Origin of the sequence: Streptomyces tamarix (assembly GCF_032423885.1) — a bacterium.
Lineage (GTDB): Bacteria > Actinomycetota > Actinomycetes > Streptomycetales > Streptomycetaceae > Streptomyces > Streptomyces tamarix.
In genome coordinates, this window is sequence record NZ_JAWCTQ010000015.1 from 1 (window position 1) to 22,256 (window position 22,256).

Here is a 22,256-nt window from a genome sequence, read left to right on the forward strand (position 1 = left end):
GCCGCGTGCGCGGGTCGTGCGGCCGGGTCCCGCGGCGCGCACCCGGCCGGGCGCGGCTCAGCCGGGGAGCAGCCCGCCCAGCAGCGGCCCGGCGGCGGGCAGGTCGGGCACGGTGGTGAGCGAACCGGTCACGAACGTCGTGTCGACGGGCTTGAAGTCCGCCACCTGCGCGCCGACGCCGTTGTCCAGCGGGTCCGTGCCCGTCCCGGTCAGCGGGTTGACCTTCAGGTGCTTCACCGGGGCCGTCGCGTGCCCGGCCGCGTGCGCCGCGACCTGCGCGGCCGTCGCGAAGTCGTCCTGCAGGTCGTCCTTCCGCAGGTCGGCCGCCTGGGCGGGGCCTGCGGCGGCACCGAGGGCGGCGCCCAGGGCCGACACGGTCAGTCCGGCCTTCAGCAAGGGGTTCATGGGATTTCCCGCCTGGAGGGTGTTCGGTCGGGCACACACCGTAAGGGAGGTGTGATGCTCGATACCAAGGGGTCCCCGGCAGGGCCCTCCTACCGGGTGAATGGTTCACACTGGTGTCCCGTGAGTTCCCAACCGATCCCGACCCGCGTCGTGCTGCTCGCGGGCCCCTCCGGCTCCGGCAAGTCGTCCCTCGCCGCCCGCGCCGGACTCCCCGTGCTCCGGCTCGACGACTTCTACAAGGAGGGCGACGACCCGACCCTGCCGCTCGTGCCGGGCAGCACGGACATCGACTGGGACTCCCCCGGATCGTGGGACGCGGACGCGGCGGTCGCCGCGATCGTCGAGCTGTGCGCCACGGGCCGTACGACGGTCCCCGTGTACGACATCTCCACCAGTTCCCGCGTCGACCGCGAGACCCTGGACATCGCGCGCACGCCGCTGTTCGTCGCGGAGGGCATCTTCGCCGCCGACATCGTGGGCCGCTGCGAGGAGTTGGGCGTACTGGCGGACGCGCTGTGCCTGCGCGGCCGGCCCTCCACGACGTTCCGGCGCCGGCTGCTGCGGGACCTGCGCGAGGGCCGCAAGTCGGTGCCGTTCCTGCTGCGCCGGGGCTGGCGGCTGATGCGCGCCGAGCGGTCGATCGTGGCCCGGCAGGCGGCGCTGGGCGCGCACCCGTGCGGGAAGGACGAGGCACTGGGCCGGCTGGCCGCCGCGGCGGCGGGGCGGCACCGCAGTCCGAGGGCGCCGGAGCCGGCGTAGGGCGGGACGCGGCGGACGGCGGGCGGAGCCGTACGGGAGGGCCCGCGGAGGCGACGGGAAGAGGCGTGCGCCGGACAAGCCCCCCAGCTTGTCCGGCGCAGGTGTCTCCCCCGGTTCTCCCCCCGTGGCACCCCCCTCGTGTTCCCCCGGTTCCCCCCTGTCCCCCGTGATCCCCCGTGGGGTTCCCCCACGTCCCCCGCGGGTCCCCCGTTTTCCCCCGTGCCTCAGGCCACGAGCTGGCCGAAGGACTCCTCCTGGTCACGGCCGAAGCTGAGGACCTCGTCCTCGCGCAGCCGGCGGAGCGACCGCCAGATGCTCGACTTCACCGTGCCCACGCTGATGTCCAGGATCTCCGCGATCTCCGGATCGGTGCGGCCCTCGTAGTAGCGCAGGACCAGCATGGTGCGCTGCAGTTCGGGCAGCCGGGCGAGCGCCTGCCAGAGCACCGCGCGCAGCTCCGTGCCGCGCATCGCGTCGGACTCGCCCGCCGTCTCCGGCAGTTCCTCCGTCGGGTACTCGTTGAGCTTGCGGCGCCGCCAGGCGCTGATGTGCAGGTTAGTCATCGTGCGGCGCAGGTAGCCGCCGACCGCCGCCTTGTCGCTGATCCGGTCCCAGGCGCGGTACGTCGAGAACAGCGCGCTCTGCAGCAGGTCCTCGGCCTCGTGCCGGTCGCCGGTCAGGTGGTAGGCGGTGGCGTACAGGGAGGCGCGGCGCTCCTTGACGTAGGCGGTGAACGCGGCTTCCGCGTTCCCCCTCCTCGCCGGGGCCTTCCGCTCCCCCATGACCTCCCCGTACGTCCTTCCCCCGTCGGACAGGGCCACCATGTAGGGCGTCTTGTGCGGGCGTCCGGCGCCGCGGACGCACCCCCGCCCTCCCCCGTGCTCCCGGCTCCGTTCGAGCAGGGAGGTGCTCCCGTCCGTACCGGACTTCCCGGTGCTCCGCGCGACGTCGTGGAGAGGCGTGACAACTGCGTTCGAGGTGGTGCTGTGCTGCACTGCGTTCATCACGCCCCCCTGCCGTCGTGGAGTCGGTTCATCCGTGTGGAAAGAAGACTGCCGAGGGGAGTTCATGACGGTGTCCGCCGACTGTCACAGGCGTGTCACAGGGGCCCGCGGCCGTACCGGTCCGGTACCGGACGGGCCGTGGGAGCGCTCCACGGGTCGATCTCGTCTCCTCCCATGGGACAGAATGACGCCGTGCCTTTCCTGTTGCTGATCGAGGACGACGACGCCATCCGCACGGCCCTCGAACTCTCGCTGTCCCGCCAGGGCCACCGTGTGGCCACCGCGGCGACGGGTGAGGACGGCCTGAAGCTGCTCCGGGAACAGCGGCCGGACCTGATCGTCCTGGACGTGATGCTGCCCGGCATCGACGGTTTCGAGGTGTGCCGGCGCATCCGGCGCACGGACCAGCTTCCGATCATCCTGCTGACCGCGCGCAGCGACGACATCGACGTGGTGGTCGGCCTGGAGTCGGGCGCGGACGACTACGTCGTGAAGCCGGTGCAGGGGCGGGTGCTGGACGCCCGGATCCGTGCCGTGCTGCGGCGCGGGGAGCGGGAGACGACGGACTCGGCGACCTTCGGCGCGCTGGTCATCGACCGGTCGGCGATGACGGTGACGAAGAACGGCGAGGAGCTCCAGCTGACGCCGACCGAGCTGCGGCTGCTGCTGGAGCTGAGCCGCCGGCCGGGTCAGGCGCTGTCGCGGCAGCAGTTGCTGCGGCTGGTGTGGGAGCACGACTACCTGGGTGACTCGCGTCTGGTGGACGCGTGCGTGCAGCGGCTGCGGGCGAAGGTGGAGGACGTTCCGTCGTCGCCGACCCTGATCCGTACGGTGCGCGGTGTCGGTTACCGGCTCGACGCCCCCGCGTGAGCATGCGGGAGGAACGGGACGGCACGTCGAGCGGTGCGGTGAAGGGCGGGCGGAGAGCGCTGAGCGCGGGGAAGCGGTGGACGAGTCTGCGGGTGCGGTTGATCGTCGTGTTCGGCCTGGTCGCGCTGACGGCGGCCGTGTCGGCGTCGGGGATCGCGTACTGGCTGAACCGCGAGGCGGTGCTGACGCGTACGCAGGAGGCGGCGCTCGGCGACTTCAAGCAGGAGATGCAGAACCGGGCGGCAGCGCTGCCGCTGCGGCCCACGGAGGAGGAGCTGCGGCAGACCGCCGAGTTGATGGCCGGGGGCGGCGGCGGGTACAGCGTGGTGCTGCTGGGCGAGCGGGACGCGGGCAAGCCGATCGTCGGCACGTCGGACCCGGACCGGTTCACGCTGCGCGACGTACCGGCGTCGCTGCGGACGGCGGTGGACGAGGAGCAGGAGCTCACCGCCGGGAACAAGCACTCGTACCACGTGTTCTGGCTGCGGACGACGCTGCGCGGCACGCCGTACCTGGTGGGCGGGACGCGGATCATCGGCGGCGGGCCGACCGGGTACATGCTGAAGTCGCTGGAGCCGGAGCGGCAGGACCTGAACTCGCTGGGCTGGTCGCTCGGTGTGGCGACGCTGCTGGCGCTCCTCGGGTCCGCGCTGCTGGCGCAGGTCGCGGCGACGACGGTGTTGAAGCCGGTGCACCGGCTGGGCGAGGCGGCGCGGCGGCTCGGTGAGGGCAAGCTCGACACGCGGCTGCGGGTGTCCGGTACGGACGAGCTCGCGGAGCTGGCGCGGACGTTCAACAGCGCGGCGGAGAGCCTGCAGAAGAAGGTCGCGGACATGAGCGCGCGGGAGGAGTCCAGCCGCCGGTTCGTGGCGGACATGTCGCACGAGCTGCGGACGCCGATGACGGCGCTGACGGCGGTGACGGAGGTCCTGGAGGAGGAGCAGGACAGCCTCGACCCGATGGTCGCCCCGGCCGTGTCGCTGGTGATCAGCGAGACGCGGCGGCTGAACACGCTGGTCGAGAACCTGATGGAGGTCACGCGGTTCGACGCCGGTACGGCGAAGCTGGTCCTGGACGACGTGGACGTGGCCGACCAGGTGACGGCGTGCATCGACGCGCGGGCGTGGCTGGACGCGGTGGAGCTGGACGCCGAGCGGGGCATCGTGGCGCGGCTGGATCCGCGCCGGCTGGACGTGATACTCGCGAACCTGATCGGCAACGCGCTCAAGCACGGCGGTTCGCCGGTGCGGGTGTCGGTGCGGACGGCGGGCGACGACCTGATCGTGCGGGTGCGGGACCACGGGCCGGGCATCCCGGAGGACGTGCTGCCGCACGTCTTCGACCGGTTCTACAAGGCGAGCGCGTCCCGGCCGCGGTCGGAGGGCAGCGGGCTGGGGCTGTCGATCGCCATGGAGAACGCGCTGATCCACGGCGGTGACATCACCGCGGCCAACTCTCCGGACGGGGACGGCGCGGTGTTCACGCTGCGGCTGCCCCGTGACGGTTCGGAGGTCGCGGCCCGCGACGGGGGTGCCGGGGAGGGCGGCTCCGCGCGCGGTGACGGGGGCGGCCGTGACGGCCGTGGGAACGACGGTCCAGGGGATGAGGGGCAGCACAGTGGCGAGCGGGATGCGCGTGCCTGACGGCGGCGGGCGGGCTGCGGGCCGGGATCCGTCCCCGGGCGCCGCCGGAGGTTCGGCCGCCCGCCGGTGGCGGGTGCTGGCCGGGGCGGCCGTGCTGGCGGTGGTGACCGCCGGGTGCGGCATCCGTACGACGTCGGTGCCGGTCGACGCGGGCGGGGCGCCGTCGCGGGTGCCGTGCAGCCTGTCGGAGGCGGCCTCGCTGACGGTGGCCCCCGGGGCGGGGGTGCCGGCGCGGGTGTACCTGGTGTGCGCGTCGGGCCTGGAGGCGGTGGACCGCACCGTACGGCCGGAGGACGGCGCGTCGGAGGAGGCGGGGCGGGTCGCCGTCGCGCAGGCGCTGCTCGACGCGATGCGGGAGCGGCCGTCGCAGAGCGAGCGGCAGGCGGGCTTCACCACGTACCTGGAGGGCCCGCTGACGGTGACGGCGGGCCGCGCGGGCGATCCGGAGGGCGCGCTGCGGCTGAGCCGGCAGCCGGAGGACCTGCCGCCGGTGGCGCTGTCGCAGATCGTGTGCACGTACGGGGAGGCGGAGGCGACCTCGGTGCGCGGCGCCGTGGTGCTGGGCGGGCCGGGGAAGTACCCGGTGCGGCGCTACGTGTGCGACGAGAAGGTGAAGGACCGCCCGGAGTCCCCGGTACCGACCCAGGCCCCCTGACGACCCGGAAGGGCGCCCCGGGCCCGCGCGGGCCCGGGGAGGGGAGGGTGTCCCCCGTGGGCCGCTCGGAGAGTCGGAGGCGCGCGGGTGCCAGGGACGGTGATCGCGCGCAGGCTCGTGAAACCGGAGGACCGCGCGGACCGGGAGGGAGGTGTCCCCGTGGACCGCTTAGGGGCCGGAGGGAGGCGCGGATACCGGAAGGATGACCGCGCGCCCCGTGGGACCGCAGACCCCTGCGAGCCGGGAGGGGGACGGTGCGCCCCTGGGCCGCTCACGGGCTCGGAGGGGCGTTGCGGGTGACGGGAGGGGTCGGCGCACGGCTGATGAGGCCGAGGCCTCTTGCGGGCTGGAAGGGGGAGGAGGCCCCATGGGCCGCTCGTGAAGCCGAAGGGGCGCGCGGGTGTCGAGGGGGCGATCGCGCGGAGGCGCGGAGCGCTGAGCACGTTCGCCGCCTCGACACCCGCTCACAGCGCCCCGGAGGCGGAACGAGCCTCAAAAAGGGCGGCGCGGAGCGCTGAGCACGTTCGCCGCCTCGACACCCGCTCACAGCGCCCCGGAGGCGGAACGAGCCCAAAAAAGGGCGGCGCGGAGCGCTGAGCACGTTCGCCGCCTCGACACCCGCTCACAGCGCCCCGGAGGCGGAACGAGCCTCAAAAAGGGCGGAACCGATCCTGCCGGTCTCCGCGTCTTGGGGGGCGTGCAGCGTCAAGGTTCGGGCGGCATGGCCGCCATCCGCTACCGCGTGGCGGGGCTCACCCTTCTCTTCCTCCATCTGGTGCTCGTGGGGTGGCTGACGTTGCGGCCGTTGGACGTGACGTGGGTGACGGCGGCGAACCTGGAGCCGCTCGCCGGGATCAAGGCCGATCTGGTGCTGGGTCCGGCCGAGGCGGTGCGGCGGATCGGTGAGGCGTTGCTGTTGCTGGCGCCGCTGGGTGTGCTGCTGCCGTTGGCGGACGCGCGGCTCGACGTGGCGCCGTGGGCGTCGCTGGTGCGGACGGTGTCGGCGGGGGCGCTGGTGTCCCTGGGGATCGAGTTGTTGCAGACGGCGGTGCCCGGCCGGGTCGTGGACGTGGACGCGGTGCTGTTGAACACGGCGGGGGTGGCGCTGGCGCACCTGGCCGTCGTACCGGCGTGCCGGGCGCGGCTGCGGCGCCGGATGTCCGGGCCGGGTGGCGGGACGGGTGGTCCGCGTGCCGGGGCGGGGCGGGGGTCCGTCCTGGGGAGGAAGCGGCGGGAGGGCGGGGCCCTTCGGCGGGAGGAGGGACCCCAGGGGGCGACCCCGAGGATTCCCAGGGTCGGGATCGCCCCGTAGTCCGATGCTTTGTCCGGGGTAGGCGGGTGAGGATGAAGTCATCGGAAGCCCGACGGCGGCTTCCGCGAAGCCCCTCACGAAGGAGCCCACCATGGCCGCACTTGCCCGCCCCCGTGACGGACGCGTGATCGGTGGAGTGTGCGCGGCGCTGGCACGGCGCTTCGGCACCTCGACGACCACGATGCGTGTGATCTTCGTGGCGTCGTGTCTGCTGCCGGGCCCGCAGTTCCTGCTGTACCTGGCGCTGTGGATGTTGCTGCCGACGGAGAAGTCCGCGACCCCGGCCTGGTAGCGCCCACGCGCCCACGGTCCCCGCGCCCGCGCCGGTGTCCCCGACACGGCGGTACGGCGGTGGGCGCGCCCCTTACGGGTGCGCGCCCACCGCCGTCGTACGTACGGGGTCGGTTCAGCCGAGGCCGGGGACCGGGAGGGAGGTGCCGACGGGGAGGCCGCCGAGGAGCTTGAGGACGGGGTCGAGCGGGGTGTCGACCGGGACCGCGGGGGCCGCTTCGGTGGCGGAGCGGAGGGTGCCCTCCGCGAGGGTCGCGGTCTCGTCCTCGCCGCCGGGCAGCGCGGAGGTGAGCTGTCCGACGGGCAGCGCCTCGGCGGCGGTCTTCAGGACCGGGCCGGTGGGGACGGTGGTGAGCGCGGAGGCGCTGCCGGCGGCGGAGACGGCGAAAGCGGCACCGAGCGCGGCAACACCGAGGGTCTTGGCAGCGGACTGCTTCATCGAAATTCTTCCTTGGGGAAATCGGGGATGAGCGGCTCTGCAACCTAGCCACCGTGCGGCGCGGCCCGCAAACAGGGGGAACGGCCGGAGTACGGAGCTTCCGGCCGTTCCGCTCACCGCCGGTGAGGCCGTTTCAGGCTTTTCCCGGGGAAGACGCCCTGGTGGCGGCGGTCTGACTGAACAGCCATTCGGATTTCAGCTCGGCATATCCGGGCTTGATCACATCGTTGATCATCGCCAGCCGTTCATCGAAAGGAATGAATGCTGATTTCATCGCATTGACCGTGAACCACTGCATGTCGTCGAGCGTGTAGCCGAATGTCTCGGTCAGCAGCTCGAATTCGCGGCTCATGCTGGTGCCGGACATCAGCCGGTTGTCAGTGTTGACGGTGGTGCGGAAGTGGAGGCGGCGGAGCAGGCCGATGGGGTGCTCCGCGTAGGAGGTGGCGGCGCCGGTCTGGAGGTTGGAGGTGGGGCACATCTCCAACGGGATGCGCTTGTCGCGTACGTACGCGGCGAGGCGGCCCAGGGTGACGGTGCCGTCGTCGGCCACCTGGATGTCGTCGATGATGCGGACGCCGTGGCCGAGCCGGTCGGCGCCGCACCACTGGATGGCCTGCCAGATCGACGGCAGGCCGAACGCCTCGCCGGCGTGGATGGTGAAGTGGTTGTTCTCCCGCTTCAGGTACTCGAAGGCGTCGAGGTGCCGGGTGGGCGGGTAGCCGGCCTCGGCGCCCGCGATGTCGAAGCCGACGACGCCCGCGTCGCGGTGGGCGTTGGCGAGTTCGGCGATCTCCAGGGCGCGGGCGGCGTGCCGCATCGCGGTGAGCAGGGCGCCGACGCGGATGCGGTGGCCGCCCTCGCGGGCGCGGCGCTCACCCTCGCGGAAGCCGTCGTTGACGGCGGCGACGACCTCGTCGAGGGTGAGACCGCCCTCCAGGTGCTGCTCGGGGGCGTAGCGGACCTCGGCGTACACGACGCCGTCCTCGGCGAGGTCCTGCGCGCACTCGGCGGCGACGCGGAAGAGGGCCTCGCGGGTCTGCATGACGGCGCAGGTGTGGGCGAAGGTCTCCAGGTACCGCTCCAGGGAACCGGAGTCGGCGGCCTCGCGGAACCACCTGCCGAGTCGGTCCGGCTCGGTCTCGGGCAGGGCGTCGTACCCGCACGCGCGGGCCAGGTCGACGACCGTGCCGGGGCGCAGCCCTCCGTCGAGGTGGTCGTGGAGCAGGACCTTCGGGGCGCGGCGGATCTGGTCCGCGGTGGGGAGGGTGAGGTTCTGGCTCGTCATTTTCGCACTGTAGCTTCCCTTTGGTTCCTGTTTTTCCGGGTCGTTCCGCCTCCGGGGCGCTCCCGGCGGGGGTCGGAGGCCGGCCGCGCGCCCGCGCGCCCTTCCGGCCCCGCGGGTCCCCGGCTCCGCGGACGGTCCACGCACTTCCCCTCCCCGCTCCGGCGCCCGCCCACCCGCGTACCCGCGCACCGGTCCTCCCGTGCCCGCGCCCCCTCACCCGATACGGAACAGTGACCGTGTGTACGGGTGGCGTACACCTCGTCTTCTGAGACTGTTCTGCCATGGCACACCACGCACTCGTAGGTCCGGGCCGCGCTCGGCAGCCGCGCCTGGGGAGGGCCGTAGGGGGTTCGGATTCGGCGGCGGCGGTCGGCGGGGTGGTGCTCCTCCTCCCGGACGGCGCGCCCGAGTCGACGCGCCGCGCCTCGCCGTTGCACCGCGCCGCGCTGCTGCCCCTGGCGCGTCGACTCGCACGGGCGGGCCGCGACGAAGGGCTGGTCGCGCACGTGGTCCGGTACGGGGGGCGCGGCTGGAACGGCGCCGACGCGCGACTCGCGGTGGACGCGCGGTGGGCCGTCGCCGAGGTGGTGCGGCGCCACGGCGACGTACCGGTCTGCCTCGTCGGGCACGGCATGGGCGGGCGGGCGGCGCTGCGGGCGGCCGGGCACGCGGCCGTCGCGTCCGTGCTGGCGCTCGCGCCGTGGCTGCCGGAGGACGACGTGGCCGCCGAGCCGGAGCCGGTCCGGCACCTCGTCGGCCGCCAGGTGATGATCGTGCACGGCACGACGGACGCCGCCGCCCACCCCGACCTGTCGTACCGGCTGGCGGTGCGGGCGAAGAAGGCGAACCGGTCGACGTGCCGCTTCGAGGTCCACTCGGACGGGCACGCGCTGCGCCAGCACCACGACGAAGTCCTGGCGCTGGCGGCGGACTTCGTGCTGGGCTCCCTCTTCGACCGCCCGTACACCCGCCCGGTCACCGACGCGTTCGCCGCGCCGCCGCCGCTGGGGCTGCGCATGCCGCTGGCAGCCGGGTTCGGGCGTTCGCTGCGGCCCTGAGTCAGTCGTCCTTCGGGTTGCGGCGCGGGTCGGGTTCGCCTCCGGCGATCGTGTCGGCGTACTCGGACGGGTCGAGGGTGCCCCTGCGGTCCGGGTTGATGCCGGGGCTGCCGCCGGGCTGGCCGCCGCCGGTCGTGCCGTAACCGCCCGGGACGCCGGGGACGCTGTCCGCGTCGGCCTCCTCGCGCGAGATGTGGCGGGTGGCGCGGACGCCGGCGCGGCGCTCGGGGTACGGGTAGCTGAACGGCCGCGACTCCGCCCGCTCCTCCTCCGCCCGGTGGGCGGACGCGGCGGCCTCCGCCTCGTGGCCGCTCCGCTGGTCCACCTCGCGCCGCCGGTCCGCGTCGTGCCGGTCCGCGTCGTGCCGCTGTACGGGATGCTGGTCGTCGTTCCTGGTCATGGCCGTCGGGTACCCGGTGCGCGCCGCCCGATGCCGTGCGGCGCCCGGCTACTGCTCGGAGACGCCCAGGAGCCTGCCGCGGCGGGACAGCAGGAACTTCTTGAACGCCGCCACCGGAGGGGTGTCCGGGCGGCCCGCCTGCCAGGCGACGCCGATCTCGCGGACCGCGCGCGGCGCCGTCACCGTCAGTTCGACCACGCCCGGGCGGGGCACCGCGGGCGGCGGCAGCAGGGCGACGCCCAGACCCGCGGCGACCAGCCCGCGCAGCGTCTCGGCCTCCTCGCCCTCGAACGCGACGCGCGGCCGGAACCCCGCCTCGGCGCACAGGTCGTCGGTGATGCGGCGCAGCCCGTACCCCGGCTCCAGGGTGACGAACGCCTCGTCGGCCGCCTCCGCGAGCCGGATGCGCTTGCGGCCGGCCAGCCGGTGGTCGTCCGGCACGACCAGCCGCAGCCGCTGCTCGTCGAGGCGGCGGGCGACCAGGTCGGGGGCGTCGGGCACCGGGGAGGTCAGGCACAGGTCCAGCTCCCCCGCCCTGAGCCGCTCGATCATCGCCTCGCCGTAGTTCTGGACGAGCGTGAAGCGGACCTTCGGGTGGTCGACGCGGAACGCCCGCAGCAGGCCCGGTACGGTCTCCGAGCCCATCGTGTGCAGGAAGCCGAACGCGACGCGCCCCGCCGACGGGTCGACGTCGGCGCGCACGGCCTCGGCGGCCCGCTCCACCTCGCCGAGGGCCCGCTCCACGGACAGCAGGAACGTCCGGCCCGCCGGGGTCAGCGACAGGGCGCGGCCCTTCCGCGCGAACAGCGTGACGCCCAGGTCCTCCTCCAGGCGCGCCACGGCCCGCGACAGCGTCGACTGCGGGACGCCCGTCTCCCGCGCGGCCCTGGTCACGTGCTCGTGGCGGGCGACGGCCGCGAAGTACGCCAGGCGGGGCGCAAGCAGCAGGCCGATTTCTTCTTCGTTACTGTTCAGTGACAGGCGAGGCTGTGACCTGTACTCATGCTCCATGGGAACGATTAAAGCCGTTCCATGCATTGGACGCATGATCCGGGCGCTCCGTACGGTCGTCACATGTCTCCCGCCAGTACCAAGGCGTCCACGACAGCCGTGGACGCCGACACGCGCCTCGCCCCCGGACGTCCCGGCCACCGCCGCATGAGCTTCGCCCTCTTCGCCGCCGGCGTCGCGACGTTCGCCCTCCTCTACTCGACCCAGGCCCTGCTCCCGGCCGTCTCCGCCGACTTCGCGGTCACCGCGTCGGCCGCGAGCTGGACCGTCTCCGCCGCGACCGGCGCGCTCGCGCTGTGCGTGCTGCCGATGAGCGCCCTGTCGGAGCGGTTCGGGCGGCGGGCCGTGATGACCGGATCGCTGGCGACGGCCGTCGCCGTGGGACTGCTGGTGCCGTTCGCGCCGAACCTGGAGTGGCTGGTCGTGCTGCGCGCCGTGCAGGGCGCGGCGCTGGCCGGGGTGCCGGCGTCGGCGATGGCGTACCTGGCGGAGGAGGTCCGGCCGAAGGCGCTGGTCGCCGCGATCGGGCTGTTCGTCGCGGGCAACAGCGTCGGCGGGATGAGCGGCCGCATCGTGACCGGCTGGGTGGCGCAGCTGTGGGGCTGGCGGGCGGGACTCGCCGCCGTGGGGCTGATGGCGGTGGCGTGCGCGGTGGCGTACCGGCTGCTGCTGCCCGCCGCGCGGCACTTCGCGCCGTCGCCGCTGGACCCGCGCACGATGGCGCGGACGGTGCGCGGGCACCTGTCGGACCCGCTGATGCTGCGGCTGTACGCGATCGGCGCGCTGTTCATGACGGTGTTCGGCGCCGTGTACACGGTGATCGGCTACCGGCTGGTGGAGGCGCCGTTCTCGCTGCCGCAGGGCGTCGTCGGATCGGTGTTCCTCGTGTACCTGGTCGGCACCGCGTCGTCGGCCGCGGCCGGGGCGCTGGTCGGGCGCATGGGGCGGCGCGGGGCGCTGTACCTGGCGGCGGCCACGACGGCGGCCGGTCTGCTGCTGTCGCTCTCCGGGGCGCTGGCCGCCGTACTGGCGGGGCTGGTCCTCATCACGGCGGGGTTCTTCGCCGGCCACGCCGTCGCCTCGTCGTCGGTGAGCCGGACGGCGACCACCGGCCGGGCGCAGGCGTCGGCGCTGTACCAGTCGGCGTACTACCTCGGCAGCAGCGCGGGCGGCGCGCTCGGCGCCGTCGCCTACCACGCGGGCGGCTGGTCGGGCACGGTCCTGCTGGGCCTGGTCGCCGTCGTCGGCGTCGCCTCCGTCACCCTGTACGGCACGCACAGCGCGCGCGTGGCGGAGCGGCGGGTGCGGGAACGGGACGTACGGGTGGAGCGGCGGTCGCCGGTCGTGGCGGCCGGCGGACCGCGGTGACCCCCGTGCCCGCCCCGCACCGGGGCCGCGCCGCGAAGGCGCCGGAAATCGACGTAACCATCGGACTCCCCCGCGCGTCCTACGGGTACGGAAATCCCACCGGACGCGAGGGGGAGAGGCACATGGGGGTCAAGGACGGGACGTGGCGGCGGCGCACCGGCGTCGCACTGGGCGTGGCGGGGATGGTCGTGCCGCTGACGCTGGCCGTGGGCGCGGGCTCCGCGCAGGCGGCGACCGCGTGCACGGCGCAGACCGGGCCTTACCAGAAGCAGGTCGAGAAGTTCCTGGGCAGGCCGGTGGACGGGCGGCAGTCGACGGCCGACTGCCGGGCGATCCGGTCGTTCCAGCAGGCGCACGGCATCACGCCGACCGCCGGCTACGCCGGGCCGCTCACCTGGCGCACGATGGACACGATCCTGAAGCAGCGGGCCGCCGGGAAGACGCCCAACAAGGCCGGCGCCTGCCCGGTCAACAAGGGGCGGATCGCCTGCGTCGACCTGACCCGGCAGCTCAGCTGGGTCCAGGACGGGTCGAAGCTGGTGTACGGGCCGGTGCCGGTCCGCACGGGCCGGGACGGCGCGGAGACCCGCACCGGCGCGAAGAAGATCTACCACCGGAGCCTGAAGCACTGGTCGACGATCTACAAGGTGTGGATGCCGCACTCGCAGTTCTTCGACGGCGGGCAGGCGTTCCACTCGACCACCAAGTCCATGTACAACCCGCCGGGTTCCGGGGGCTGCGTCAACATGCGGCCCGCCGACGCGAAGGCGTACTGGAACCTGCTGCGGAACGGCGACGACGTGTTCGTGTACGGGCGCAAGCCCGGCACGTGACGCGCCGCCCCGCCCGCGTTGTCAGTGCCCTCCGGTAGCTTCCAGACAGATGGACGGCACAGCGCGACAGGGGTGGACGCGATGGCGGATGTGGTGGCTCCCGAGGGCCTGGAGGCCCGGCTGGAGGAGTACCGGACGGAGCTGACCGGGTACTGCTACCGGATGCTCGGCTCGGCCTTCGAGGCGGAGGACGCCGTACAGGACACGATGGTGCGCGCCTGGCGCGCCCTCGACCGGTTCGAAGGCCGCTCGTCGCTGCGCTCCTGGCTGTACCGGATCGCGACGAACGTCTGCATGGACGCGCTCAACGCCGGCAACCGCCGGGCCCGCCCGATGGACCTGACGGCGCCGACGCCCGTCGCGCAGGCACAGCTCACCGCCCGCCCCGAGGTGACCTGGTTGGAGCCGGTGCCCGACGGGCGGGTGCTGCCGCAGACCGCCGACCCGGCGGAGACGGCCCTGGCCCGCGAGTCGGTGCGCCTGGCGTTCGTCGCGGCGCTCCAGCACCTGCCGGCCAAGCAGCGGGCGGTGCTGATCCTGCGGGAGGTGCTGGCCTGGAAGGCCAGTGAGGTGGCGGAGCTGCTGGAGACGTCGGTCGCGTCGGTGAACAGCGCGCTCCAGCGGGCCCGCGCGACGCTCGCCGCCTCGGACCCGGCGCGGACGGACACGGCGGACCCGCTGGACGCGGGGCAGCGGGACCTCCTGAACCGGTACGTGGCGGCGTTCGAGGCGTACGACATGGCGGCGCTGACGGCACTGCTCCACGAGGACGCGACGCTGTCCATGCCGCCCTACGACCTCTGGCTGCGCGGCCACGACGACATCGTGGGCTGGATGCTGGGCGTCGGCGAGGTCTGCCGGGGCTCGCGCCTGGTGCCGACGGTGGCGAACGGTACGCCGGCGTTCGCGCACTACCACCCGGACCCGGAGGGCGGGTTCAGCCCGTGGGCGCTCATGGTCGTCGAGACCGCCGGCGGGAAGGTCTCGGGGATCACGTCGTTCCTGGACGTGAAGCGGTGGTTCCCGCTGTTCGACCTGCCGGACCGCCTGGAGGCGTGAGCAGTCGGTCCGCGAGCCCTACGAGCGTCAGCAGGGCCCGTAGGTCGGACCGCGCGTTCCGTACGGCGAGCGGGTGGCCCAGCCGGCGGGCGGTCAGGTGCAGCCGGGCGAGCGCGTCGACGGCGGCCAGGTCGGGGCGTACGAGCGCGGCCGCGTCGACGACGGCCGCCGCGCCCGGGGCGGCGCCGTCGAGGAGCGCGGTCAGCTCGCCGCACAGGCGTGGCGCGTCGGCGGGCTCGATCAGCCCGCCGACCCGCAGAACGATCGGATCCGTGTCATCCACACCAGACCAGACCCCCGCCGCGCCCGGAACTCATCGGGCAGACGGGGACCCGGTCCGGCGTGCGCCGGGGCGGCCCGCCCGGACGACCCGTCCGGGCGGGGGCCGGGGGCGGGGGCGCGAAGGCGGGGTCCGGGGACGACCGTCCGAGGACGGGTCCGGGGGCAGCCGTCCGAGGACGGGGTCCGGAGACGGCCGTCCGAGAGCGGGATCCGGGGGCGGCCGTCCGGGGGCGTCCGGGGTGGGGTCAGGAGATGCGGTCGAGGACGATCGGCCCCGGCGTGAAGGCGGTGCCCGCCGGAGCGATGTCCCAGGCGCCCTCCAGGGCCTTCAGGGCGTAGTCGAACTTCTCCGGCGTGTCCGTGTGCAGCGTCATCAGCGGCCGGCCGGCGGTGACCGTGTCACCCGGCTTGGCGTGCAGCTCCACACCGGCGCCCGCCTGCACCGGGTCCTCCTTGCGGGCGCGGCCCGCGCCGAGGCGCCAGGCGGCGACACCGACGCCGTACGCGTCGAGGCGGGTCAGGACGCCGGAGGAGGGGGCGGTCACCACGTGCCGCTCCCGGGCGACCGGCAGCTCGGCGTCCGGGTCGCCGCCCTGCGCGGCGATCATGCGGCGCCACACGTCCATCGCGGAGCCGTCCGCGAGGGCCTTCGCCGGGTCGGCGTCCCGCAGGCCGGCCGCGTCGAGCATCTCGCGGGCGAGCGCGACGGTCAGCTCGACGACGTCGGCGGGGCCACCGCCGGCGAGGACCTCGACGGACTCGCGGACCTCCAGGGCGTTGCCCGCCGTCAGGCCGAGCGGTGTCGACATGTCGGTGAGCAGGGCGACCGTGCGCACGCCGTGGTCGGTGCCCAGGCCGACCATGGTGGAGGCCAGCTCGCGGGCGTCGTCGATGTTCTTCATGAAGGCGCCGGAACCGACCTTCACGTCCAGGACGAGCGAGCCCGTCCCCTCGGCGATCTTCTTCGACATGATCGAGGAGGCGATCAGCGGGATCGCCTCGACCGTGCCGGTCACGTCGCGCAGCGCGTACAGCTTCTTGTCGGCGGGGGCGAGGCCGTCGCCCGCCGCGCAGATCACGGCGCCGGTCGTGTCGAGGACGTGCAGCATCTCCTCGTTGGAGAGCAGGGCGCGCCAGCCGGGGATGGACTCCAGCTTGTCGAGCGTGCCGCCGGTGTGGCCGAGGCCCCGGCCGCTGAGCTGCGGCACGGCGGCGCCGCACGCGGCGACGAGCGGGGCGAGCGGCAGCGTGATCTTGTCGCCGACGCCGCCGGTGGAGTGCTTGTCGGCGGTGGGGTGGGAGAGCGAGGAGAAGTCCATCCGCTCGCCCGAGGCGATCATGGCGGCGGTCCAGCGGGCGATCTCCGCCCGGTTCATGCCGTTGAGCAGGATCGCCATCGCGAGGGCCGACATCTGCTCGTCGGCGACCTCACCGCGCGTGTAGGCGTCGATGACCCAGTCGATCTGTTCCGGGGTCAGCTCGCCCCGGTCCCGCTTCGTGCGGATGACGGAAATCGCGTCCATGGGCTCAGTGTTCCTTCCAGCGGGCTACGCCGAAGTTTCTCCGCGCGTAGAGGAAATGAGCGGCGCGGCCCTCCCGCCCGGTGGGAGGGGAGGGCCGCGCCGGGCTCGGTGGCTACGTGAGGTGCCCGGGGCCGAACGCCTGCGGCAGCATCTCGGCCAGCGTCCGCACACCGGCGGGGGTGTCCAGCAGCAGCTCGCCGCCGCCGAACTCGAACAGCAACTGCCGGCAGCGCCCGCAGGGCACGAGCGTCTCGCCGCGGCCGTCCACGCACACGAAGTGCGTGAGCCGGCCGCCGCCCGTGGCCTGGAGCTGGGAGACGAGTCCGCACTCGGCGCACAGGCCGATCCCGTACGAGGCGTTCTCCACGTTGCAGCCGGTGACCGTGCGGCCGTCGTCGACGGCCGCCGCCGCCCCGACCGGGTAGCCGGAGTACGGTGCGTACGCGTGGGACATGGCCTCCCGCGCCGCGGCGTACAGGGCGTCCCAGTCGAAGGGCGGCTCCGGGGCGGTGGTCACTTGCCCTGGCCCTTCTTGTACGGCAGGCCGTCGGCCTTGGGCATCCTCAGCCGCTGCGCGGACAGGGCCAGCACGAGCAGCGTCGTGACGTACGGCGCGGCGTCGACGAACTGGCTGGGCAGCGTCTCCGTCATCGCGTACCAGGCGAAGAGGACGGCGGCACAGACGGCGGAGACGGCGGCGGCCACGTACTTCTTCTTGTACAGCGTCCACACCAGCGCGACGACCAGCAGGATCGCCAGGAGGAGCAGCATGGCGTGGACGTTCTCGGCGCCGCCGCGCAGCTTGAGGCTGTCGGTGAAGCCGAAGAGGCCGGCGCCGAGGGCGAGGCCGCCCGGCATCCAGTTGCCGAAGATCATCGCGGCGAGGCCGATGAAGCCGCGCCCGCCGGTCTGGCCCTCCTGGTAGATGCCGGTCGACACGATCGCCAGGAACGCGCCGCCGAGGCCGGCGAGGGCGCCGGAGACGAGGACGGCGATGTACTTGTACTTGTAGACGTTGACGCCCAGGGACTCGGCGGCGACCGGGTTCTCGCCGCAGGAGCGCAGCCGCAGGCCGAAGCCGGTGCGCCACAGGATCCACCAGGTGGCGGGGATCAGCAGCAGCGCGACCACGGTCAGCAGCGACAGGTTGGTGAGGACGCCGCCGACCACGCCGGCCAGGTCGGAGACGAAGAACCAGTGCCTGCCCTGGAGGTCGCCGAGCCAGTCCGACAGCCCGGGGACGGTGATGCGGTCGATCGCCTCGATGCGCGGGGACTGCTTGGAGGAGCCGCCGGGGGCCTCGGCGAACGTGAAGTTCGACAGGTACTGGGTGGCGCCGAGGGCGAGGATGTTGATCGCCACGCCGGAGACGATGTGGTTGACGTTGAAGGTGACCGTCATGACCGCGTGCAGCAGGCCGCCGAGCGCGCCGCCGACGAGGCCGAGGAGGACACCGGTCCAGGGGCCCCACTGGTAGCCGGCCCAGGCGCCGAACCAGGTGCCGAGGACCATCATGCCCTCGAGGCCGATGTTGACCACGCCGGCCCGTTCGGCCCACAGGCCGCCGAGGCCGGCCAGGCCGATCGGCACGGCCAGCTGGAGGGCGCCGGACACCTGGCCGACCGAGGTCAGGTCGTCGGCGCCGCTGACGACGCGGACCAGCGAGAACAGCGCGAGTCCGGCCGCGACGATCAGCAGGATGACGGGCGGGGACAGCCTGCGGCGCCCGCCGCCCTTCCGCGGCGCGGTCGCCGCGGGGGTAACAGTGCTCGTGGACTCGCTCATGCCGCCACGTCCTCCTTGTTCTTGCGGGCCTGGGCGGCGAGCTCCTCGCCCACCTTCTGCTGCTGCCGGCGGAGCCCGTACTGCCGGACGAGTTCGTACGACACGACCACCGCGATCACGATGAGACCCTTCATGATCGTGGTGATCTCCTTCGGGTAGCCGTACTGGTCCAGCGAGGCGGACGCCTTCTCCAGGAAGGAGATGAGCAGCGCGGCGAAGAAGAGGCCGAGGGGGTTGTTCCGGCCGAGCAGGGCGATGGTGATGCCCGTGAAGCCGACACCGGCCGGGAAGGCGAAGCTGTACGTGTGGGTCTGGCCCAGCAGCAGCGGCAGGCCGGTGAGGCCCGCGACGCCGCCGGAGATCAGCATGGCGGTCAGCACCATCTTCTTGGCGTCGACGCCGCTCGCCTGGGCGGCGGTCTCGCTGGCGCCGGTGGCGCGCAGGTCGAAGCCGAAGCGGGTGCGGTTGAGGACGAACCAGTAGACGACGCCGAGCGCGAAGGCGACGAAGGTGAAGCCGTAGATGTTGCCGCCCTCGACCGCCAGGCCGGTCATCCAGCCGGACTCGGCCATCACACCGGTGGTGAGGTCGTTGGAGCCCTCCAGCTGCTCACCGAGGTTGGCGGGCAGGATCAGCCAGGCGATCAGGCTGGTCGCGATGGCGTTCAGCATGATCGTCGAGACGACCTCGCTGACGCCGCGGGTGGTCTTCAGGAAGCCGGCGATGCCGGCCCAGAAGGCACCGACGAGGACGGCGACGAACACGACCAGCAGGATCTGGAGGGGGCCCGGCAGGTTGACGGCCGCGCCGACCACGGCGGCGAGCATCGCCGCGAGGCGGTACTGGCCGTCGACGCCGATGTTGAACAGGTTCATCCGGAAGCCGACGGCGACGGCCAGGGCCGCCAGGTAGTACGTGCCCGTCTGGTTGAGGATGAGGACCTGGATGTCCGGGTACTCCGCCTCCTGGATCATCAGGTCGTACAGCCCGAACGGGTCGAGGCCCGAGGCGAGCAGCACCAGCGTGGTGAGGACGAAGGCCACGGCCAGGGCGAGCGCCGGGCCGGCGATGCCCAGCAGCACCTTGTCCCTGTCGAACTTCTTCATCGGCCCTCACCGTCCGCGTCGTGGTTGTGCTCAAGGTGGCCGGTGGCGGCGCCCGTCATGGCCGAGCCCAGCTCCTCGGGGGTGATCGTGGCGGGGTCCGCGTCCGCGACCAGGCGGCCGCGGTACATCACCCGCAGGGTGTCGGAGAGCCCGATCAGCTCGTCCAGGTCGGCGGAGATCAGCAGCACCGCGAGGCCCTCGCGGCGGGCCTCCCGGATCTGGTCCCAGATCTGGGCCTGCGCGCCGACGTCCACGCCGCGGGTGGGGTGGGCGGCGATCAGGAACTTCGGGTGGTGGCTCATCTCGCGGCCGACGATCAGCTTCTGCTGGTTGCCGCCGGAGAGGGACGCCGCGGTGACCTCGATGCCGGGGGTGCGGACGTCGTACTCGCGCACGATCCGCTCCGTGTCCCGGCGGGCCGCCTTCGGGTCGAGGACGCCGCGCCTGCTGTTGGGCGACTCGGTGACGTGGCCGAGGATGCGGTTCTCCCACAGCGGGGACTCCAGCAGCAGACCGTGGCGGTGGCGGTCCTCGGGGATGTAGCCGATGCCGCCCTCGCGGCGCTTGCGCGTGGGGGCGTGGGAGATGTCCTCGCCGTCGAGGGTGATGACGCCGCCGTCGGGGACCCGCATGCCGATCAGGGCCTCGATCAGCTCGGTCTGGCCGTTGCCCTCCACCCCGGCGATGCCCAGGACCTCGCCCTTGTGGATGGTGAACGTGATCCCGCCGAGGACCTCGCGGACGATGCCGTCGGGGTCGGTCTGCGCGAGGCGCAGGCCGTCGACCCGGAGCATCGGCACGTCCGTGACCGTCGACTCGCGGGTCTCGGGCGAGGGCAGCTCGCTGCCGACCATCAGCTCGGCGAGCTGCTTGGTCGTGGTGGTCCTCGGGTCGGCCGTGCCCACCGTCGTGCCGCGCCGGATGACGGTGATGTCGTCGGCGACGGACAGCACCTCGCCCAGCTTGTGGGAGATGAAGATGACGGTGAGGCCCTCGGCCTTCAGCTCGCGCAGGTTGTCGAAGAGCGCGTCGACCTCCTGCGGGACCAGCACCGCGGTCGGCTCGTCGAGGATGAGCGTGCGGGCGCCGCGGTAGAGGACCTTGAGGATCTCCACGCGCTGGCGGTCGGCGACGCCGAGGTGCTCGACGAGCACGTCGGGGCGGATGTTCAGCCCGTACGCGTCGGAGATCTCCTTGATCCTGTCGCGGGCGCGGGAGCCGATGCCGTGCAGCTTCTCGCCGCCGAGGACGACGTTCTCCAGCACCGTGAGGTTGTCGGCCAGCATGAAGTGCTGGTGGACCATGCCGATGCCGGTCGCGATGGCGTCGGCCGGGCTGGAGAAGGAGACCTGGTTGCCGTCGATCGTGATGGTGCCCTCGTCCGGCTTCTGCATGCCGTAGAGGATCTTCATCAGGGTCGACTTGCCGGCACCGTTCTCACCGACCAGGGCGTGGACGGTGCCCTTGCGGATGGTGATGTCGATGTCGTGGTTGGCGACGACGCCGGGGAAGCGCTTGGTGATGCCGCGCAGTTCCACGGCGGGGGGGCTGGACGCGTTGATGACGCACTCTCCTTGGCGGGAAAGGAGCGGAGAAGCAGGGGGAGGACGGGCGGGCACGGTGGGGCTCGGTGTGGCCGAAGTTATCGCGCCGGAGAGGGTTCTACGCGCGTAGCGATCCCTAATGCCAAAAACCCATGGCCAGGGCGTGACCCGGGGTCCGGAAGGCGGTGGGGACACCGTCCGTCCGGACCCCTGGGTCGGGGTCCCGGCCCCGTGACTGGGGTACGGGACTGGGTTACGGGGCGGTCTTGACCTTGATCTTGCCGGCCGCGATGTCCGCCTTGGCCTTGTCGACCGCGGCGACGACCTCGGTCATCTTGGTGAAGGCCGGGTTCGAGGTGGACAGGCCCACGCCGTTCGCGTCGAGCCCGTAGCGGATCTCGCCGGTCTGCGGCTTGCCCTCCTTGACCGACTTGATCAGGTTGTAGACGGAGCCGGAGACGTCCTTGGTCACCGAGGTGAGGATGTGCTCCTTGTACGCGGCGAGGCCGGACTGCTTGTACTGGTCCGAGTCGACGCCGATGACCCACTTCCCGGCCTTGGCGGCGGCCTCGATGGAGCCGGAGCCGGCGAGGCCGGCAGCCGCGTAGATCACGTCGGCGCCCGCGTCGATCTGGCCCTGCGCGGCGGCCTTGCCCAGGTCGGGCTTGGAGAAGCCACCGAAGTCCGGCGGCTGCGTCAGGTACTGGACCTTGACGTTGACGTTCTTGTTGGTGTCCTTGACGCCCTGGACGAAGCCCGCCTCGAACTTCTTGATCAGCGGGGTCTCGACGCCGCCGATGAAGCCGACGGTGTTCGACTTGGTCACCTTGGCGGCGGCGACGCCGGCCAGGTAGGAGCCCTGCTCCTCGTTGAAGACCAGGTTGGCGATGTTCTTGCCGGTCTTCGACGTGTCGTCGATCAGACCGAACGTCGTGTCCGGGAACTTCGGCGCGACCTCGGCGATGGCCGGGGCGTACGCGAAGCCGACACCGATGACCGGGTTGTTGCCGGAGCGGGCGAGGGAGGTGAGGCGCTGGACCTTGTCCGGGTCGCCCTCGCCCTCGCCGGGCTCGGCCTCCGTGCCGGAGATGCCGAACTCCTTCTCGGCCTTCTCCAGACCGGCGAACGCCGCGTCGTTGAACGACTGGTCGCCGCGGCCGCCGATGTCGTACGCGATGGCGGCCTTGCCGTTCTTCGCGTCGCCGGCGGTGTCCGACTTCTTCTCACTGCCACAGGCGGTCACGCTGAGCGCGAGCGCCGCGGACGCGATACCCGCGGTGGCGATCCTGGTGATCCGGCGCAAGGGGGGCTCCTTCGACCTGACCGAAGCGCCTCTTCCGGCGCTGGTTTCGCGGGCGATCGTAACGCGCGTAGATGTCAGATAAAGCCCTGTACGGAAGCCGTTATCGATTCGTCGCGAACAGGCCGCCCACCAGCCGCCTTCCGGCAGGGTGCACCGGGTACGGGGTGTCCCAGCGTGTCCCGCCGACCACGGGTTGTCCACGCGGCGCCCGGCGGGCGGGCGAAGGCTCCCCCGACCGGAGCAACAGCGGATTCCGGCCGGGCGTGCCGGGGCCCGGGGCCGGGCGCGGGGCGGTGCCCGGCCGCACGGGGACCGGGC

At 73.0% G+C, this 22,256-nt stretch carries 23 protein-coding genes; 10 read left to right on the forward strand and 13 right to left on the reverse strand.

Annotated elements, in window-relative coordinates; all coding sequences use genetic code 11:
* Window positions 1-57: 57 nt before the first annotated feature.
* Window positions 58-405, reverse strand: a complete 348-nt coding sequence (locus RND61_RS13970; protein ID WP_315878249.1) for a hypothetical protein — start codon at window positions 403-405, stop codon at window positions 58-60.
* Window positions 406-459: 54 nt separating this feature from the next.
* On the opposite strand from RND61_RS13970, the gene RND61_RS13975 reads away from it, so the two are divergent.
* Complete coding sequence (locus RND61_RS13975; RefSeq protein ID WP_391653430.1) at window positions 460-1,164, forward strand: uridine kinase; 705 nt, start codon at window positions 460-462, stop codon at window positions 1,162-1,164.
* A 224-nt stretch (window positions 1,165-1,388) separates the two neighbouring features.
* On the opposite strand, the gene RND61_RS13980 is transcribed toward RND61_RS13975, so the two are convergent.
* Window positions 1,389-2,168, reverse strand: coding sequence for a SigE family RNA polymerase sigma factor (locus RND61_RS13980; RefSeq protein ID WP_315878251.1), 780 nt, complete (start codon window positions 2,166-2,168; stop codon window positions 1,389-1,391).
* Between the two features lie 192 nt (window positions 2,169-2,360).
* Here RND61_RS13980 and afsQ1 point away from each other — a divergent pair, with 192 nt between their 5' ends.
* The 5 genes from afsQ1 (at window position 2,361) to RND61_RS14005 (ending at window position 6,940) form a co-directional block, all read left to right on the forward strand.
* The gene (afsQ1, locus tag RND61_RS13985) at window positions 2,361-3,038 is read left to right on the forward strand and encodes a two-component system response regulator AfsQ1 (RefSeq protein WP_174887765.1); all 678 of its coding nucleotides are present in this window, start codon (window positions 2,361-2,363) and stop codon (window positions 3,036-3,038) included.
* Entirely contained in the window at window positions 2,936-4,681 is a 1,746-nt protein-coding gene (locus tag RND61_RS13990; protein ID WP_391653432.1) for an ATP-binding protein, read from the forward strand. Before afsQ1 ends, RND61_RS13990 begins: the two co-directional genes overlap by 103 nt.
* On the forward strand, window positions 4,668-5,336 hold the full coding sequence (locus tag RND61_RS13995; RefSeq protein WP_315878252.1) for a hypothetical protein: 669 nt from the start codon (window positions 4,668-4,670) through the stop codon (window positions 5,334-5,336). Before RND61_RS13990 ends, RND61_RS13995 begins: the two co-directional genes overlap by 14 nt.
* A gap of 721 nt (window positions 5,337-6,057) precedes the next feature.
* The gene (locus tag RND61_RS14000; protein ID WP_315878253.1) at window positions 6,058-6,648 is read left to right on the forward strand and encodes a VanZ family protein; all 591 of its coding nucleotides are present in this window, start codon (window positions 6,058-6,060) and stop codon (window positions 6,646-6,648) included.
* Window positions 6,649-6,739: 91 nt separating this feature from the next.
* A complete protein-coding gene (locus RND61_RS14005; RefSeq protein WP_315878254.1) occupies window positions 6,740-6,940 on the forward strand; it encodes a PspC domain-containing protein in 201 nt (66 codons plus the stop codon).
* A 114-nt stretch (window positions 6,941-7,054) separates the two neighbouring features.
* Here RND61_RS14005 and RND61_RS14010 read toward each other — a convergent pair whose 3' ends face one another.
* Window positions 7,055-7,378, reverse strand: coding sequence for an ATP-binding protein (locus RND61_RS14010; protein WP_315878255.1), 324 nt, complete (start codon window positions 7,376-7,378; stop codon window positions 7,055-7,057).
* 133 nt (window positions 7,379-7,511) lie between these two features.
* Window positions 7,512-8,666, reverse strand: a complete 1,155-nt coding sequence (locus RND61_RS14015) for an adenosine deaminase (RefSeq protein ID WP_315878256.1) — start codon at window positions 8,664-8,666, stop codon at window positions 7,512-7,514.
* Window positions 8,667-8,947: 281 nt separating this feature from the next.
* Here RND61_RS14015 and RND61_RS14020 point away from each other — a divergent pair, with 281 nt between their 5' ends.
* Entirely contained in the window at window positions 8,948-9,724 is a 777-nt protein-coding gene (locus tag RND61_RS14020) for an alpha/beta hydrolase (RefSeq protein ID WP_315878257.1), read from the forward strand.
* Between the two features lies 1 nt (window position 9,725).
* Here RND61_RS14020 and RND61_RS14025 read toward each other — a convergent pair whose 3' ends face one another.
* Together RND61_RS14025 and RND61_RS14030 are read right to left on the reverse strand one after the other, a co-directional pair.
* Window positions 9,726-10,124 (reverse strand): hypothetical protein, encoded by a 399-nt coding sequence (locus tag RND61_RS14025; protein ID WP_315878258.1) that lies wholly within the window; start codon window positions 10,122-10,124, stop codon window positions 9,726-9,728.
* 48 nt (window positions 10,125-10,172) lie between these two features.
* Window positions 10,173-11,135 (reverse strand): LysR family transcriptional regulator, encoded by a 963-nt coding sequence (locus RND61_RS14030; protein ID WP_315878259.1) that lies wholly within the window; start codon window positions 11,133-11,135, stop codon window positions 10,173-10,175.
* A 63-nt stretch (window positions 11,136-11,198) separates the two neighbouring features.
* Between RND61_RS14030 and RND61_RS14035 the strand changes: the two genes are divergently transcribed.
* From RND61_RS14035 to RND61_RS14045, 3 genes are all read left to right on the forward strand, one after another.
* A complete protein-coding gene (locus tag RND61_RS14035; protein WP_315878260.1) occupies window positions 11,199-12,503 on the forward strand; it encodes an MFS transporter in 1,305 nt (434 codons plus the stop codon).
* A 182-nt stretch (window positions 12,504-12,685) separates the two neighbouring features.
* Window positions 12,686-13,336, forward strand: coding sequence for a L,D-transpeptidase family protein (locus RND61_RS14040; protein WP_391653465.1), 651 nt, complete (start codon window positions 12,686-12,688; stop codon window positions 13,334-13,336).
* Between the two features lie 81 nt (window positions 13,337-13,417).
* Window positions 13,418-14,395: a sigma-70 family RNA polymerase sigma factor gene (locus tag RND61_RS14045; RefSeq protein ID WP_315878262.1), complete on the forward strand. Its 978-nt coding sequence runs from the start codon at window positions 13,418-13,420 to the stop codon at window positions 14,393-14,395.
* Here the strand turns inward: RND61_RS14045 and RND61_RS14050 are convergent.
* The 7 genes from RND61_RS14050 to RND61_RS14080 all read right to left on the reverse strand — a co-directional run bounded on the left by RND61_RS14050 (window position 14,328) and on the right by RND61_RS14080 (window position 21,938).
* On the reverse strand, window positions 14,328-14,678 hold the full coding sequence (locus RND61_RS14050; RefSeq protein ID WP_315878263.1) for an STAS domain-containing protein: 351 nt from the start codon (window positions 14,676-14,678) through the stop codon (window positions 14,328-14,330). The two genes, RND61_RS14045 and RND61_RS14050, sit on opposite strands and share 68 nt — an antisense overlap.
* Window positions 14,679-14,922: 244 nt before the next feature.
* Window positions 14,923-16,200 carry a thymidine phosphorylase gene (locus RND61_RS14055; protein ID WP_315878264.1) on the reverse strand — a complete coding sequence of 426 codons (1,278 nt, stop codon included), beginning with the start codon at window positions 16,198-16,200 and terminating at the stop codon, window positions 14,923-14,925.
* 112 nt (window positions 16,201-16,312) lie between these two features.
* On the reverse strand, window positions 16,313-16,717 hold the full coding sequence (locus RND61_RS14060) for a cytidine deaminase (RefSeq protein WP_315878265.1): 405 nt from the start codon (window positions 16,715-16,717) through the stop codon (window positions 16,313-16,315).
* Window positions 16,714-17,985 carry an ABC transporter permease gene (locus RND61_RS14065; protein ID WP_315878266.1) on the reverse strand — a complete coding sequence of 424 codons (1,272 nt, stop codon included), beginning with the start codon at window positions 17,983-17,985 and terminating at the stop codon, window positions 16,714-16,716. Before RND61_RS14065 ends, RND61_RS14060 begins: the two co-directional genes overlap by 4 nt.
* A complete protein-coding gene (locus RND61_RS14070) occupies window positions 17,982-19,091 on the reverse strand; it encodes an ABC transporter permease (protein ID WP_315878267.1) in 1,110 nt (369 codons plus the stop codon). The genes RND61_RS14065 and RND61_RS14070 overlap by 4 nt, the downstream gene beginning before the upstream one ends.
* A complete protein-coding gene (locus RND61_RS14075) occupies window positions 19,088-20,629 on the reverse strand; it encodes an ABC transporter ATP-binding protein (RefSeq protein WP_315878268.1) in 1,542 nt (513 codons plus the stop codon). Before RND61_RS14075 ends, RND61_RS14070 begins: the two co-directional genes overlap by 4 nt.
* A 259-nt stretch (window positions 20,630-20,888) precedes the next feature.
* The gene (locus RND61_RS14080) at window positions 20,889-21,938 is read right to left on the reverse strand and encodes a BMP family lipoprotein (protein ID WP_315878269.1); all 1,050 of its coding nucleotides are present in this window, start codon (window positions 21,936-21,938) and stop codon (window positions 20,889-20,891) included.
* Window positions 21,939-22,256 lie beyond the last annotated feature (318 nt).

What these genes read in the sequence shown, in the direction of transcription:
- RND61_RS13970 (WP_315878249.1), bottom strand. Translation starts at nt 405, where the DNA reads ATGAACCCCTTGCTGAAGGCCGGACTGACCGTGTCGGCCCTGGGCGCC.
- RND61_RS13975 (WP_391653430.1), top strand. Translation starts at nt 460, where the DNA reads ATGCTCGATACCAAGGGGTCCCCGGCAGGGCCCTCCTACCGGGTGAAT.
- RND61_RS13980 (WP_315878251.1), bottom strand. Translation starts at nt 2,168, where the DNA reads ATGAACGCAGTGCAGCACAGCACCACCTCGAACGCAGTTGTCACGCCT.
- RND61_RS13995 (WP_315878252.1), top strand. Translation starts at nt 4,668, where the DNA reads ATGCGCGTGCCTGACGGCGGCGGGCGGGCTGCGGGCCGGGATCCGTCC.
- RND61_RS14000 (WP_315878253.1), top strand. Translation starts at nt 6,058, where the DNA reads ATGGCCGCCATCCGCTACCGCGTGGCGGGGCTCACCCTTCTCTTCCTC.
- RND61_RS14005 (WP_315878254.1), top strand. Translation starts at nt 6,740, where the DNA reads ATGGCCGCACTTGCCCGCCCCCGTGACGGACGCGTGATCGGTGGAGTG.
- RND61_RS14010 (WP_315878255.1), bottom strand. Translation starts at nt 7,378, where the DNA reads ATGAAGCAGTCCGCTGCCAAGACCCTCGGTGTTGCCGCGCTCGGTGCC.
- RND61_RS14015 (WP_315878256.1), bottom strand. Translation starts at nt 8,666, where the DNA reads ATGACGAGCCAGAACCTCACCCTCCCCACCGCGGACCAGATCCGCCGC.
- RND61_RS14020 (WP_315878257.1), top strand. Translation starts at nt 8,948, where the DNA reads ATGGCACACCACGCACTCGTAGGTCCGGGCCGCGCTCGGCAGCCGCGC.
- RND61_RS14025 (WP_315878258.1), bottom strand. Translation starts at nt 10,124, where the DNA reads ATGACCAGGAACGACGACCAGCATCCCGTACAGCGGCACGACGCGGAC.
- RND61_RS14030 (WP_315878259.1), bottom strand. Translation starts at nt 11,135, where the DNA reads ATGGAGCATGAGTACAGGTCACAGCCTCGCCTGTCACTGAACAGTAAC.
- RND61_RS14035 (WP_315878260.1), top strand. Translation starts at nt 11,199, where the DNA reads ATGTCTCCCGCCAGTACCAAGGCGTCCACGACAGCCGTGGACGCCGAC.
- RND61_RS14040 (WP_391653465.1), top strand. Translation starts at nt 12,686, where the DNA reads ATGGTCGTGCCGCTGACGCTGGCCGTGGGCGCGGGCTCCGCGCAGGCG.
- RND61_RS14045 (WP_315878262.1), top strand. Translation starts at nt 13,418, where the DNA reads ATGGCGGATGTGGTGGCTCCCGAGGGCCTGGAGGCCCGGCTGGAGGAG.
- RND61_RS14055 (WP_315878264.1), bottom strand. Translation starts at nt 16,200, where the DNA reads ATGGACGCGATTTCCGTCATCCGCACGAAGCGGGACCGGGGCGAGCTG.
- RND61_RS14065 (WP_315878266.1), bottom strand. Translation starts at nt 17,985, where the DNA reads ATGAGCGAGTCCACGAGCACTGTTACCCCCGCGGCGACCGCGCCGCGG.
- RND61_RS14070 (WP_315878267.1), bottom strand. Translation starts at nt 19,091, where the DNA reads ATGAAGAAGTTCGACAGGGACAAGGTGCTGCTGGGCATCGCCGGCCCG.